We start from the raw sequence: 14,238 nt of genomic DNA on the forward strand, positions 1-14,238 counted from the left end.
TCGACCACTTGGAGCGGTCGTGAACACTTGGAGCCATGAGTGAGTCGACGAATGGTCCCCGTGAGCCGCGTGAACCCAATCCCTCCCAGCATGGCGGGGAGGGGGGTTACCCCGCTTGCCCTGACGACAATCACCAGAGCTCGGCGCAGGATTCATATTGGTCGCGCAGTAACGATTCCTGGGCGACCCAGGGGAATCCGTCAACTACCCAACGCCCTGCGTGGGAGGTGTCTGAGCAGCCGGCCTCGAGTGCGAGTGACAAAACTCCCGACCCATCGAAGGGCTCGTCGCGATCGGGCCGTAAGGGCTTTCGTGGCGGGACCGTTGTCCTGGTCGCCGTAGTGGCGGCAGCTGTTGGTGGCGTTTCCGGGGGTTTTGTCGATCACTCCCTGACAAGGAACGACGCTTCAGCTGTGACGTCGAGCTCGGCGTCACCCAGCAGCGTCACCAAGGTGGTTCAGGGTTCGTCCTCCGCCCCGGACTGGACCGCCACCGCCTCCGCCGTGTCGAATTCGGTGGTCGCCATTACCGTGAGAACGGGTCATGGTGGAGGCGAGGGATCGGGAGTCGTCGTCGATACGAGTGGCAACATCGTCACCAACAATCACGTCGTTGCCGACGCCGCTTCGGGCGGCGAGCTGACGGTTTCCATGGGTAACAAGACCTATGAGGCCAAGGTTGTCGGTACGGATCCATCGACGGACCTTGCCGTCATCCGAGTGACGAACCCGCCGAAGTCCATGAAGCCGATCAGCTTTGCTGATTCCAGCAAGTTGACCGTCGGGTCCCCGGTGATGGCCGTCGGCAATCCGCTCGGCCTGTCAGGTTCGGTGACGACCGGAATCATCAGCGCCCTCAATCGCCCGGTCGCCACCACGAATCGCAGTAATTCAGGGGATTTACTGAGCTCGCGGGATTCGTCGTCGGGTGTGGTCGTCACGAATGCCATACAGACCAGTGCAGCCATCAATCCGGGAAACTCAGGTGGTGCTCTTGTCAATTCCGACGGTGAACTCATCGGGATTAATTCGTCGATTGCCAGCCTCTCGTCAAGCCGATCTGAGTCGTCGGGAAATATCGGAATCGGCTTTGCCATCCCGTCGAATCTTGTCAAATCTATTGCTGATCAGATCATTGCCACCGGAAAGGCAACTCACGCCTTCCTCGGAATGTCGGTGCGTGACGCTGCTGCAAGCAAGGATGGCGTCCAAATCCTCGGGGCCGGGATCGCCGCGGTCTCGCCGAATTCGCCCGCTGGCAAGAGCGGTCTGCAGCGCAGTGACGTCATCACGAAGATTGACGACACCGATATCGCCTCCGGGGAGTCACTGGTCGGACTCGTGAGGTCGTTCAAGCCTGGCCAGAAAGTCAAGATCAGCTACATCCGCGGGTCGCATCAGGCCACCGCAAACGTTACCTTGGGGACGGCGAAGTCCTGACACCACGTGTCACATGGCAGGAAAGAGTCCCGCAGCTGCAGTAGCTGCGGGACTCTTGTGACGGGCACGGGACTGGCGAGTCACATCAGATCGAGGACCGCACGAGCAGTTGCATCGTCGACGACGAGGTCCGTCGCCACCCTGGCGCGCAGCGCTGCCAACAGTCCGACAGCTTTGGCGCGGCCAGCGACGACACAGAGCCGCCGCGGTACGCGTTGCAACTGGAAGGGGGCCAGTCCGGTCGCTCTCTTGTTGAACTCGACGTCATAGGCGCCGTCGGCCTTGAGGAAGACGGTGTTGACGTCACCAACAACTCCAGCACGCACCAAACTTGCCTTTTCCTCATCGGTCACATAACCCGAGGAATAGACGTGAGAGGGGACCGGGCTGTTGAGGGCTCCAACGCCGAAAACGGTGAAGTCGAGCTCACGGTGTGCCTTGAGTACAGCCTGAACTGATCGCTCTTGCCACATCGCAGCTTTCGTTGATGCATTGTCGAAGAATGCTGGCACTGGGAAGTGAATGACTTCGCCGCCGAATGCGGAAGCCATTCTGGAAAGAATGGATCCAACGTAAGGGATCCCCGAACTTGCTGGGTTGGCCGACCCATTCATCTGGACGACGCGCACCCCTTTGACGTCCTTGGGGACGACGTAATGGGTGACGGCGTCGAGGGTTGTCCCCCAAGCGACTCCGACCGCGGAATTGTCCTCGACCATGTCCGTGACCATCTGCCCAGCGATCCTGGCGACCTGGTCAAGACGGTGAATCTCGGTGGTTCCTGATTTCACTGGTACGACAGTGGTGTTGACCCCGAACATCCTCGTCAGGGTGGAATCCAGGCCACTGCGTAATCCAGCCGGCTCTGACAAGGTGATACGCACGACCCCGGATTGACGTGCCTGTTTGAGAAGGCGAGACACGGTCGAGCGGGATGTGCCGAGATGGCTGGCGATGGCATCCATTGTCTCACCCTGCATGTAATACATGGACGCTGCTGTCCACACATCATTGGACAATTTGTTCATGCCTCCCCCCTTGCCATGCACATAAGTGCAGAATCGCGATTCTTCGGCGCCGTTGATGTTTGACTGAGCCACGTCCAGCCCCCACAGGGTCGGGACGACGGTCCCCGTTTGCTGAATCCTACGGGATTGACCGCCACCGGCGAGTAAATCGGTGTCAATGGATGACACCACGACGAAGGAGTCCTCATGCTTCTCGAAACCGCGGTGCCCGCCGCGACGATCTTCGGATCTGAGTTCTTGGGCACCATGATCCTCATTGTGCTGGGTTGTGGCGTCGTCGCCAACAACCTCCTTCCCAAGTGTAAGGGTCACGCCAATGCCCCCGGTTCCCTCCAGATCAACTGGGGATGGGGCTTCGGCGTGATGTTCGGTGTTTACGCCGCCTACAAGACCGGTGGTCACCTCAACCCTGCCGTGACCGTGGGCCTGGCCCTGGCCGGCAAGGACCTGGCGGTCGGTATCCCGGCCACCCCCGCCAACATCATCCTCTACATCCTCGGCCAGTTCGCCGGTGCCTTCGTCGGTGCCATCCTCTGCTGGCTGGCTTACAAGCAGCACTACGACGAGGACTGCGACCCGGCCCTCAAGCTCGGTACCTTTGCCACCGCCCCTGAGATTCGCAACCCGCTGTGGAACACCATCACTGAGATCATCGGCACCTGGGTCCTGGTCCTGTGGGTCATCATCTCCAACTACACCGCCGCTGCCTCGGTCGACCTGAAGACCGGCGTATTCTCCGGCACGGCCATCGGTCCGCTGGCCGTGGCCCTGCTCATCGTCTCGATCGGCGCCTCCCTTGGTGGCCCCACCGGTTACGCCATCAACCCGGCTCGTGACCTCTCCCCACGTATCGCCCACGCCGTCCTCCCCATTAAGGGCAAGGGCGGGTCGGACTGGGGCTACTCCTGGGTCCCGGTCGTCGGCCCGATGATCGGTGCTGTCCTGGCCTCCGTCACCTACCTCATCTTCTGGTGAGTCCGGGCCCCGGCCCGTCCACATTGATTCAACGTCATAGTCGACACTGAAAGGCATCATCATGAGCGACGAGAAGTTTGTACTTGCCATCGACGAGGGCACCACCTCGACCCGGGCCATCGTCTTCAACCACTCGGGCCAGATCGTGGCCGTCGGCCAGCAGGAATTCGAGCAGATCTTCCCGCGTGCCGGATGGGTTGAGCACGACCCGATCGAGATCTGGGAAGCTGTTCGCGATGTCGTCGGACTCGCGCTGACCAAGGCCAACATCAACCGCCACCAGCTGGCTGCCGTTGGAATCACCAACCAGCGCGAGACCGCCGTGGTGTGGGACAAGAACACCGGCGACCCGATCTATAACGCCATTGTGTGGCAGGACACCCGTACCCAGAAGATCTGTGACGAACTGGCTGGCGACGAGGGTGCTGACCGCTTCAAGCACATCTGTGGCCTGGGTCTCGCCTCGTACTTCTCTGGCCCGAAGGTCAAGTGGATCCTCGACAACGTCGAGGGTGCTCGTGAGAAGGCTGAGGCTGGCGACCTGTACTTCGGCAACATGGACACCTGGGTGCTGTGGAACCTGACCGGAGGCACCGACGGCGGCGTGCACGTCACCGATCCGACCAACGCTTCCCGCACCATGCTCATGAATGTCAAGACCCTCGAGTGGGACGACTCGATGTGCGAGGTCATGGGCATTCCGAAGTCGATGCTCCCCGAGATCAAGTCCTCCTCCGAGGTCTACGGCTACGGCCGCAAGAACGGCCTGCTGATCGACACCCCGATCGCTGGCATTCTCGGCGACCAGCAGGCTGCCACCTTCGGCCAGGCCTGCTTCGAGAAGGGCATGGCGAAGAACACCTACGGCACCGGCTGCTTCATGCTGATGAACACTGGCGAAGAGGCCATCTTCTCCGAGAACGGCTTGCTGACCACCGTCTGCTACAAGATCGGCGACCATGCCACCGTTTACGCCCTTGAGGGCTCGATCGCCGTTGCTGGATCCCTGGTCCAGTGGCTGCGTGACAACGTCAAGATGATCGAGACCGCCCCGGAGATCGAGGCTCTCGCCAACACCGTCGAGGACAACGGCGGCGCTTACTTCGTGCCGGCCTTCTCCGGCCTGTTCGCCCCGTACTGGCGTCCGGACGCCCGTGGCGCCCTCGTCGGCCTGACCCGTTACGTCAACCGTGGACACGTCGCCCGCGCCGTACTCGAGTCAACCGCCTACCAGACCCGTGAGGTCCTCGAGGCCATGAACGCCGACTCCGGTGTGCCGCTCACGGAGCTGCGCGTCGACGGTGGCATGACTGCAAACGAGACCCTCATGCAGTTCCAGGCCGACCAGGTCAACGTTCCGGTGGTTCGCCCGGTGGTTGCTGAGACCACCGCTCTGGGTGCCGCCTACGCCGCTGGCATCGCCGTCGGCTTCTGGGAAGGCGAGAAGGACGTCACCGCTAACTGGGCCGAGGACAAGCGTTGGGAGCCCAAGATGGACGAGGACGAGCGTGAGCGTCTGTTCCGCAACTGGAAGAAGGCCGTCACCAAGACCTTCGACTGGATGGACGACGACGTCAAGGAGTGATTCTGAGTTGATCCTGATGGACTGATGACACTTGGTGCCCCGTGCTTGCGAGCACGGGGCACCACTGCGTTTGGGGCCCTCGCCTTCGTGGATGGTCCGGTAGTTTCCCGTTGCGGGATTGTCGCGACGAGCCCCTGCCGCACAATCTTTCTCCACATGCCCCTCATGCCAGCCCCAACAACGACCAGACTCCATGACGAAAAGTGTCAGCTCGGGCGTAGGTTGGTGAATCCTGGTCTCGGGAGCGCGACGAGTTGGGAGTTTTCGTCATCGAGGTGGCGGACATCGGTAGACAAGGATGCCTCACTCGACGACGGCTCGGTCGGAAAGCCTTCGGTCAGCAGCTGGTGCCGCCACTGGGACGCACCCGCCGGAGAGTGGATGGCCGCCGGAGCGTGGCGTCGAAAAACGTCGTCAGGACCCGGTGACGGTGATGTCTGCGATCCCACCCTGGAACCGCGCGGTTGATTTCGGAGGAAGCTCCGTCAGATAGATCAGGAGATGACGGGTCCTCGTCTTGCCGGATGGTTTCAACATGACCGTCGATCCGGCCCCCGGTACCGCCGCCACCTGGGTCCACTCCTTGATCGTCGTCATAGGAGCTTCATCGGAGGAGACATCGCTGGTCGGCTGCCACAAGGAAATGTCCGTACCGGACCCAACCAGTCGCACCTTCACCGACGTGACCTCGGTGACGCGTCCCAAATCAATGACCAGGCCGACTCCGGGCTTGAGGTTCCCGAGTTTCGCAGAGTTGTGATAAATGAGTGTGTGCCAGGCCGTTGACGGGTCGCCGTCGATCGCGAGTCTGACCTCGTCGTGGTTTTCCTGGGCGTCGCCACCATCCCTTTCGGGATCAAAATCCTGGACGTGGGCCATCCTGACGGTCGTTGGCTCGCTGGATGCTTCCGGAGCGCTGCCGCCTGAATGGCGCACCCCTGCGACAATGAGACACACGATCATGACCACGCCAACGGCAGTCATGAGTATTGGTGGCCATCGACGGTTGTGAGGGCGTGGTTTCGCCAAGGCCGACTCGTCGTTGTCGTCCTCCGGCCATTCCTGCCCAGCGGGGGAGATCTGTGTGGTGTGGGGGTCGTTGTTGCTCGTCCACGGCACCGGACCTGCCTGACGACTCCACTCCCCGGCGGCAGCGTCCGGGGACCAATACCCCTCATCGTCAGGTCCGTACTCCTCTGCCCGTTCTGGCTGATCCTGGCCTGGCGCGAGAGTGGCGGATTCGTCGGATCGCCGTGGCTCCTCCCCGGCGCGGGAAGCCGGTCCCAGTGGGAACCGGATACGACGCTCGAGGTCAGCGGCGGCATCAGCTGAGCCGAGGGTCCGGCGCAGGGAACGTGCAATCTCATTCGCGGTGCGCAATGGCACTTCGTCGTAACGCGGAACCTGCGAGAGGATCTGGTCGCAGAGGACATCGAGGGCTGGGGAGACTCCGGAGCGCACTTCACGTGGGGTGAGCCAGCCGTGGGAGTCAGTAGGGGCGGGCGGCAGCCCCCAAGACATTGTCGAGGTCGGCTCGACGGATGGGCGGTGGCCACGTCCGACTGGCCAACGTGAGACCAGGCAGGCGTAAAGAACCCGTCCTATGTCCGTCACGTCGGCGACCTCGCGGTCCGGCCACGGACGAGAATTGTCGCCCGGTTGAGGATGCAACGCGGCTTCGATGAGCAAGCCGCTGATCTTGAGATTTCCAGTCGAAGTGACGAGCACTGTTCCGGGGTTGATGCGCTCGTGGAAGACCCCTTGGGCATGCAAGGGTGCCATCGCATCGGCGATTTCATGGGCAATCCAAGCCGCCTCCAACGCCGAGAGGGGCCCGGTCTCGAGCAGCTCCTCGACCGACTTCCCGGGAGCGTATTCGCTGACGACCCAGGATGCGGAGTCGCCCGGTCCGACGACGGCGTCGAGGACCCGCAAGAAGCGTGAATCGGTGGCGACGGCGGCCCGTCGGGCTGCATCCAGGACAGCGGGTGTGCGACGACCGTGCGGGGCCAGAGCGTGGATCAGGACCGGGCGATGCAGCTTGGTGTCGAAGGCTCGCCACGTCAGTGAGGACTCGGGATGGGAGAGCTCCTGGTCGAGGCGGTAACGCCCGCCCAGAAAGGACCTGGGGAGAAGATCGGGGAGGTCATCCTCGGCATGGAGATCCGAGTCGTGCTCACCGCCGTAGCGATCGGCGGGGTCCTCGAGAGACACTGCCACCTCCTGCCCGATCGATCCGAATGTGCATCGTCAACGATACCGATCCGTCTCGCGAACCTCGGGATTGTCACTCGGCGGGGTTGTCCTTACCGGTGGGGAGGCGATGTCCAGAATCGTCGTTCGGCGCGGTGTCAGTACTCTCTACCGCCAAAAGGGAGGGCGTGGTGTCAGAAATGTCATCGGGGGTCGAGTCAGTGGTGGGGTCGCTGGTCTGGGACTCACCGTCGGATTCGGCCTGACGTCGGGAATTTGCGGTCACCTGACGAATGCGCAGCACGGTGACGATGATGAGTACCAAGGCCGACACGACAATGATGATCCAGCCGACATCGTCCATCTGAGTCGCCTTGACGACGAAACTGGTCTGAGCTTCCAGGGAGCGTCCCGATGGTGTCGACAGGTGTGCCTGCATCTCGACGACGCCATTCGAGCTCGCCTTGGGAGCGAACTTGATGGTTTGTGTCTCCTTGGGCTGGATCGTGACGACCTGGGTGTCCGGGATGTCGATGCGCTGCGGGTTTTCCGAAGAGACGACGACCTTGACGTGAACCGTCTGCGCGAGCGAGTTCGTGACCGTCAGCGGAAAGTCATTGGTCGAGGAGGACATCACGAACTGCGGGGCCGAATGCAGGACCAGTCCGTTGCCGGCCATGGCGGCTGTCGCCGGGCGCATGACGTCAGTAGCCCATGCCCCGCGATCCTGGAGCGACGATGACAACGACCTGCTGACAAATTTCGCCGAGGTCAAGGACGTCATCTCTGGCGAGGCTCCCACGAGGTCAGACCAATCGTCCGAGTCGATCCCGACGTCATGTTGGACGCGCCACCAAGGGTCTTTCAGGATGGTGTCACCAGCGCGTGTTCCCGGCAGCCGCAGGCCCGGCTTGGCTCCAGTGAGAACTGCCGAGAGGCTCTGTAGATGCAACCACCCGACTGGTGCGGTGGCCTGGACATCATCTGCGGTGGTGACGAGGGTGACCGCCGGAATCGACTCGTGAGTCATGAGGAGGGCCTGGGACAGCAACATTCCCCGCCGCTGGGGGTCGCTGTTGGACTGTGGATGGCCGTCGGTTCGAGCGGTGTCGGCCAGACCGATCACCTTGACTCCGGCCTCTTCGCGGACGCCGCCACGAGCCGATGCCGCACACGTCAGGACCAGCGCGGGTGAGAGCTCCTTGGTGAGGGTCTTGAACGATGACTTGTCGAGTTCAGCTGCTGGGTCGACGATCGCCAATGGCAGCTTCGCGGCTGGATTCAATGGGTCCAGGGCGTGTTTCACCGTCAACAGGACATCGGGGCGGCCCTGTCGAACCGCTCCAATGACATCGGCATTTCCGTACGGTAGGCGATATGCCTGGCCGGTGGTCAGTAATGGTTCGACGAGGTCGAGCCATTCCCTGGCAGTTTGCTGGCCCCTGCCCTCGATGGTGGCCGAACCCTTGCCAGCGACGCGATATCCCGAGGCCATCGCGCGGACCTCATCGATGAGACTTGGATCAACGAGAACTGTCGCGTTACGGGTGCGTGCCGCCTCGGCCAGAGGTTTCAGTCGATGGGTGATGTCATTTGCGAGTGACTCATCAGTGAAGGTCCCGTCGATCCTGTGGGTGGGTACGGTTGAGAGCACGATGACGGGAGCAAGGTTCGCGCTGGTGTGTGCGTCTGAGAGCACCGTGAGGACTCGTGCTCGACCGACAGTTCTGCGCGACTGGTTTTCGGGGGACGCCTGCACGTGGACACCGACCGCGTAGACGGCGTTGGGTGACGTCAACCCCATCTGGGCTGGCGTTCCAGTCACGGTGAATGACCCGCTGTCACCTGGTTTGAAGGTCTGGTTGGCCTCAGGGTCGGTGATGTTGAAAATTGACGCTTCGTTGGGCTCCCGGTACCACCGCATGCCGACCGGCACGGTGGCGGGGGATGCCAGCAGGTCGGAAAGGTCCCGGGTGTCGTTGATCTGGTCCTGGGAGCGCCAGAACGACGCTTGGACCCATGTCATCGACACCGCGGAGGTATTTGTCACCGTCCCCTTGATGGTGATGGGAGTTTTGGGATCCCCTGTGGGTGGGCTGACGGAAGTAATCGCAACCTTGACCAACTCCGGTGCGGTACGTGCTTGGGCAGGAGAGGATCCTGCGGTGACGGTCGCAAGGACCATCAACAATCCCAGCAGCCAAGCGGCTGGGCGAAGGCGGGAAGCAGGTGACACGGTTGTCATGGTAGTTGGCTGGGTCGGGTGAACCCGCGGTCCGCGGGAGGATCAGTGCTCTTGCTCGGCCCACCACGCCAGCAGCGCAGCCTTTGCCTCGTCAGGAGTGTGCGGGCCTTCGTCGAGACGGAGGTTGAGGAGGAACGTGTAGGCCCTGCCCACCGCTGGTCCGGGTTTGATGCCCAGGGTGGCCATGATCTCCTCGCCGTCGAGGTCGGGACGAATCGCAGCCAGCTCTTCCTTGGCGGTGAGTTCGGCGATACGCCTCTCGAGGTCGTCGTAGGCGAATTCCAGCCGCTCAGCCTTGCGACGATTCCGGGTGGTGCAGTCGGAGCGGGTCAGGATGTGCAGACGCTCCAGCTGGTCGCCGGCATCACGGACGTAACGACGCACTGCCGAGTCCGTCCACCCCTGGTCACCGTAGCCATGGAAGCGCAAGTGCAGTTCGATGAGTTTTGACACGTCCTTGACGATCTGGCTGGGGTAGGTGAGGGCCTTGAGACGTTTTCGGGCCATTTTGGCTCCGACGACGTCGTGGTGGTGGAAGCTCACCTTGCCACCGGACTCGAATTTACGAGTCGGCGGTTTGCCGATGTCATGCAGCAGAGCAGCCAGACGACCGGTGAGGTCTGGCTCGTGATTGCGGTGCTTCTCGAGATCGATGGACTGGTCCAGGACTGTCAGGGAATGCTCGTAGACGTCCTTGTGACGATGATGCTCGTCACGTTCCAGACGCAGGGCCGGCAGCTCGGGGAGCACATGGTCAGCGATGCCAGTGGTGACCAAGAGGTCGAGGCCGTCGCGCGGGTGGTCGGTGAGGAGAGTCTTGGAAAGCTCGTCACGGACGCGTTCGGCGGAGATTATCTCGATGCGCGAGGCCATGTCAGTCATGGCGGCACGAACGTCATCGGTGACGGTGAAGCCGAGCTGGGACGTGAAGCGAGCAGCCCGCATCATGCGTAGCGGGTCGTCGCTGAACGACCGCTCCGGTGGGAAAGGAGTGCGCAAAATTCCCGCCACGATGTCGGCGAGTCCGGCGTAGGGATCGGAGAATGCTCGAGTTGCGGCATGCAGCGCCATCGCGTTGACCGTGAAGTCGCGACGAATGAGATCATCCTCGAGGGTGTCTCCGTAGACGATCTCGGGCTTGCGGGAGTCAGGGTGGTAGGCGTCGGCTCTGTAGGTGGTGACCTCCACCACCCATTCGCCGATGTGGGCACCGATCGTCCCGAAGGCTCGGCCGATGTCCCACGTCGCATGGGTGCGTTTGCGAAGAATTGCCTCCGTCTCGTCGGGGTGAGCGTCGGTGGTGAAGTCAAGGTCGTGTCCCAGACGGCCCATGAGGGCGTCACGTACTGACCCGCCGACGAGACAAAGATCATGGCCCGCCTGGGCAAAGACCTCGCCTAGTTCAGCGACCAGCGGCACCTGCTCAAAAAGCACATCGATGCGGTGTTGGAGCAACTGGGGCACGGTCATCCCCGACTCGTCGGGGGCTGGGCGCAGGGTGGTGGACAGCGTCGAGGGGCTGTTGACGTTTTTCTCAGGCATGGCGGCAGACAGCCTACGCGACAGTGGCCACCTCGCCGGCCACGGAGGTGTCAGGTGAGAGAGGAAGCGCCGGAACCGGGGCAGAAGAGGCCTGCGCTGTCGCGCTGACCGATGTCTTGGTCACGACAACTTACGACCGCGCGAGCTCTGGCGGGCGGTACCGCGGGACTTACCAATGCGGGCCAAGGTTCGCACGCGGGACCACTCGCAGAACAGGGAGAACAGCACAACGCACGCCAGCGTCACTCCAGCTGCCCAGCCGGGTAGATGACGGTACGCGGCCACCCACAACACGAGGGCAAGAACACTCAGGGACAGGTAGGCGCGATTCACCATGCCTCCAAGTTTACGGGTTGTGACGAAAACTGCCGACATCGTGGATGTCGGGGACGTCCCGTGACGGAGACAGACCTGAGATGGGGAAATGGTCATTGAAGTTGAGGGGGAGCCAGCTTCGGGTACGTCATGTTCGCGTGTCATGCTGAGAGCATGCGTTCTGATCCGAATGCGCCCGTGGTTGTGGCCGTTGACTCGTTCAAGGGGTCGCTGAGCTCCGGCAAGGCATGTCGGGCGGTACAGCGGGGATTTTCCGCAGCTGACCCGGATCGCGATGTACTGACGATCCCTGTTGCGGATGGCGGCGAGGGGACTGTGGAGGCCGTCCTGGCAGCCGGATTTCACGCCGTCACTGTCAAGTGCCACGGTGCCACTGGAGACCTCGCCGAAGTCGATTACGCCTTGCGCGGCGACGAGGCCGTCATCGAGATGGCCACGTGTTGCGGTCTGGAGCGAGCGGACAGGGTTTCCGGACCGCCGACTTCACGACGGGGATTGGTGGCGTCCAGCCAGGGGCTCGGGGAGGTCATCGCTGCTGCGTTGCGCAGTGGCGCGACTGACATCACCGTTGGTGTTGGGGGATCGGCATCCACTGATGGCGGTGCGGGCATGTTGGAAGCCCTTGGGGTGCGCTTGCTCGACAAGAACTTGGCGCCCATTTCTCCCGGTGCAGCGGGGTTGACGGACCTTTCACGCGTCGACCTGTCCGGGCTGAACCGAAAACTGGCAGGAGTGAAACTGACGGTGGCGTGTGACGTCACCTCTCCGCTGCTGGGGCTGAACGGCGCAGCGGCAGTCTTCGGCCCGCAAAAGGGATTGGACGAGGAAGGGGTTGAGGTTGCTGAAGCCGGTCTTACCGAGCTCGCTGATCTCGTGGAGGCGACCATTGGTAGCGCATACCGGGACTGCCCTGGCTCCGGTGCTGCCGGTGGAGTTGGTTGGGCGCTTCGTTGTCTGGGCGCGGAGTATCGCCCGGGAGCAGCCACAGTGCTCGGATGGGCCAAGGCGGTGTCAAAAATCTCGAGGGCGGGGTTGGTCATCACAGGCGAGGGCAGACTCGACCAGCAGACCCTTCTCGGGAAGCTACCCGACACCATCCGCAAGATTGCTCTCGATGCCGGGGTTCCCGTCTGGGCAGTGTGCGGCAAGTGCGACCTACCAGAGGACAAGCGCGGTGCCTTCCAACGGATCATCAGCCTGTCCGACATCGAGCCGGATCCTCACGAGTCGATGGTCCACGCAGGGTCATTGCTCAGTCGGGCGGTCGAGGCGGCCGTGCGGGAACAGTCGGCGGGCTGAGAGGTGAGAGGCCTTTGCGCATGGCGACTGCGGCGATTTCGGGTCGATGCCGGACTGGCCGTTGAGCACCGCACGAATGGCGTTCATGAGGGAGGCGCCAGTGATGGATTTGAGGAGGCAACCGTCTGCCCCGGCAGCCATGCGGCGTGCAGGTGATCGCTGCTTGGCAGCGCCGTCAGAAGAATGATGCTGCCTTTGTACCCCCATGCCTCACAGGATTTTGGCGGCCTCGATACCAGTACGCCCCGGGCAGGTCGATGTCGGCGAGGACGAGATCGGACATGAGCCCAGTGGCTGCCGTGACCAAGCCGTCACCACGTGCGACGCGATGAATGATCTCGAATTCGGGCTCGGTCGGCAGCAGTGCCTCAGCTACGAGCTCAGAGTCTTCGGTGACGAGAATTCTTGACGTCATGGGCATCCTCCGTCACCACGATGCCCGTCCTGGGCTGCTGGTGGGGAAAATCTCACCGGGGACCCGAGACGATGAGCATCTTCGCGGAGCCGTTGGAGGGAGAACGTGTTCGTGTCCCCGGCGACAGCGTAGTCAGTATGGTGGCGCGCTCAGGCAGTCCGCCACCCATCAATGGGCTGTGGGGCTTCTGGGCCTGAGGATGACCGGAACCGCCTGACAACCGGAACACTTGGGCCGGGCTGGGTGCGAAGCATTCACGCCCTATGACGAGTTTCGTCAGTTCGCGGCACGGAATGACACGTGGGTGCACAGAGGTGTCGAGAAATGGGAGAAGCCCGCGAAGACGCGGGAGTTTAACGGTTGGTCAGTTCATGGGGCCAATGGGACAGCTGCCGTTCGGTGCTCTTGGTGAAGCGTTGGGAGGCCCAGAACACAAAATCGGTGAACCAGCACAAGGTGCCGAGGAAGGCGAGCCGGGTGCTCACTAGGGCAGGAACGTGCATGACGACATCCGGTCGAAAAGACAGACCGATGGCCAATCGAAAGCGGAGAAAACTACCGAGCTGAACCAAGCACCGTCAATCTTATGGCCCAGACTCACGGGACGCCGTGGGCCCAGCCGTTGGCTTCGTCGACAGAAACCGACGCCGCACAGTTGGCACTGGAGGTTGCCGCATCGTGAACGGCGATGCCGATCGCCATCCACATGGCGAAGTTGCCTCCCGGAAGATCAGCGGAGTGGGTGGTGCGGAAAAGCGGGAGATACAGCATCGTTGGCAGGGCGGGGTTGAAGATCAACGTCGAGCGTCGGAAAGGATGGCCCAATTCGCGCCAGAGGCGCTTCAGGGAGATGGAGAAGTGGCGGTGCGCCTCCCGAGCTGCGACTGTGGTGAGGGTCCCGCGGCCATGTCGGGTGTCCTTGTGGATCTCGTCCCAGACGTCGCGGCGGGCCTCGACGTCTATACCCGCGGTCGGCTCATTGAGGATCAGGAAGTCCGGACCGGGCAGCCTGGAGGGGATCAGTTCCGAAGACGTCCGTGCGACCGGCGTCGGGGCGGGTGGGGCCCAGAGATATGTCGATAGTGTGTCGATGGTCCTGGATTTCTCGGTGCCGTTCGGGCCGATGAGAGCAACCACTTCGCCGCGTCCAACCGTGAAGGAGATGCCCGTCACCGCGTGAA

Annotated in this window: 11 protein-coding genes and 1 pseudogene; 5 read left to right on the plus strand and 7 right to left on the minus strand. The window is 62.4% G+C overall.

Annotation, left to right across the window (positions count from 1 at the left end; all coding sequences use genetic code 11):
* Positions 1 to 35: 35 nt before the first annotated feature.
* Positions 36 to 1,439 carry a S1C family serine protease gene (locus ACUCCZ_RS11185; protein WP_435917605.1) on the plus strand — a complete coding sequence of 468 codons (1,404 nt, stop codon included), beginning with the start codon at positions 36 to 38 and terminating at the stop codon, positions 1,437 to 1,439.
* A gap of 80 nt (positions 1,440 to 1,519) precedes the next feature.
* Here the strand turns inward: ACUCCZ_RS11185 and ACUCCZ_RS11190 are convergent, their stop codons facing one another.
* Positions 1,520 to 2,467: a sugar-binding transcriptional regulator gene (locus ACUCCZ_RS11190; protein WP_435917604.1), complete on the minus strand. Its 948-nt coding sequence runs from the start codon at positions 2,465 to 2,467 to the stop codon at positions 1,520 to 1,522.
* Between the two features lie 186 nt (positions 2,468 to 2,653).
* On the opposite strand from ACUCCZ_RS11190, the gene ACUCCZ_RS11195 reads away from it, so the two are divergent.
* Together ACUCCZ_RS11195 and glpK are read left to right on the plus strand one after the other, a co-directional pair.
* A complete protein-coding gene (locus ACUCCZ_RS11195; RefSeq protein ID WP_435917603.1) occupies positions 2,654 to 3,442 on the plus strand; it encodes an MIP/aquaporin family protein in 789 nt (262 codons plus the stop codon).
* Between the two features lie 61 nt (positions 3,443 to 3,503).
* Entirely contained in the window at positions 3,504 to 5,027 is a 1,524-nt protein-coding gene (gene glpK, locus ACUCCZ_RS11200) for a glycerol kinase GlpK (RefSeq protein WP_435917602.1), read from the plus strand.
* 414 nt (positions 5,028 to 5,441) lie between these two features.
* Here glpK and ACUCCZ_RS11205 read toward each other — a convergent pair whose 3' ends face one another.
* Both ACUCCZ_RS11205 and ACUCCZ_RS11210 read right to left on the minus strand, forming a co-directional pair.
* The gene (locus tag ACUCCZ_RS11205; protein WP_435917601.1) at positions 5,442 to 7,247 is read right to left on the minus strand and encodes a protein kinase family protein; all 1,806 of its coding nucleotides are present in this window, start codon (positions 7,245 to 7,247) and stop codon (positions 5,442 to 5,444) included.
* 67 nt (positions 7,248 to 7,314) lie between these two features.
* Entirely contained in the window at positions 7,315 to 9,246 is a 1,932-nt protein-coding gene (locus ACUCCZ_RS11210) for a DUF6049 family protein (RefSeq protein WP_435917600.1), read from the minus strand.
* On the opposite strand from ACUCCZ_RS11210, the gene ACUCCZ_RS11215 reads away from it, so the two are divergent.
* Positions 9,245 to 9,487: a DNA-binding protein gene (locus ACUCCZ_RS11215; protein ID WP_435917707.1), complete on the plus strand. Its 243-nt coding sequence runs from the start codon at positions 9,245 to 9,247 to the stop codon at positions 9,485 to 9,487. The two genes, ACUCCZ_RS11210 and ACUCCZ_RS11215, sit on opposite strands and share 2 nt — an antisense overlap.
* Positions 9,488 to 9,507: 20 nt before the next feature.
* Here ACUCCZ_RS11215 and ACUCCZ_RS11220 read toward each other — a convergent pair whose 3' ends face one another.
* Both ACUCCZ_RS11220 and ACUCCZ_RS11225 read right to left on the minus strand, forming a co-directional pair.
* Complete coding sequence (locus ACUCCZ_RS11220; RefSeq protein ID WP_435917599.1) at positions 9,508 to 11,007, minus strand: CCA tRNA nucleotidyltransferase; 1,500 nt, start codon at positions 11,005 to 11,007, stop codon at positions 9,508 to 9,510.
* Between the two features lie 120 nt (positions 11,008 to 11,127).
* Positions 11,128 to 11,382 carry a hypothetical protein gene (locus ACUCCZ_RS11225; protein WP_435917598.1) on the minus strand — a complete coding sequence of 85 codons (255 nt, stop codon included), beginning with the start codon at positions 11,380 to 11,382 and terminating at the stop codon, positions 11,128 to 11,130.
* Between the two features lie 49 nt (positions 11,383 to 11,431).
* Here ACUCCZ_RS11225 and ACUCCZ_RS11230 point away from each other — a divergent pair.
* Positions 11,432 to 12,642 (plus strand): annotated as a pseudogene (locus tag ACUCCZ_RS11230) (glycerate kinase).
* A gap of 175 nt (positions 12,643 to 12,817) precedes the next feature.
* Here the strand turns inward: ACUCCZ_RS11230 and ACUCCZ_RS11235 are convergent.
* Both ACUCCZ_RS11235 and ACUCCZ_RS11240 read right to left on the minus strand, forming a co-directional pair.
* Positions 12,818 to 13,057 carry a helix-turn-helix domain-containing protein gene (locus tag ACUCCZ_RS11235; protein WP_435917597.1) on the minus strand — a complete coding sequence of 80 codons (240 nt, stop codon included), beginning with the start codon at positions 13,055 to 13,057 and terminating at the stop codon, positions 12,818 to 12,820.
* 597 nt (positions 13,058 to 13,654) lie between these two features.
* On the minus strand, positions 13,655 to 14,230 hold the full coding sequence (locus ACUCCZ_RS11240) for a P-loop NTPase family protein (RefSeq protein WP_435917596.1): 576 nt from the start codon (positions 14,228 to 14,230) through the stop codon (positions 13,655 to 13,657).
* Between the last annotated feature and the right edge of the window lie 8 nt (positions 14,231 to 14,238).

Source organism: Cutibacterium nasicola, from assembly GCF_052654715.2.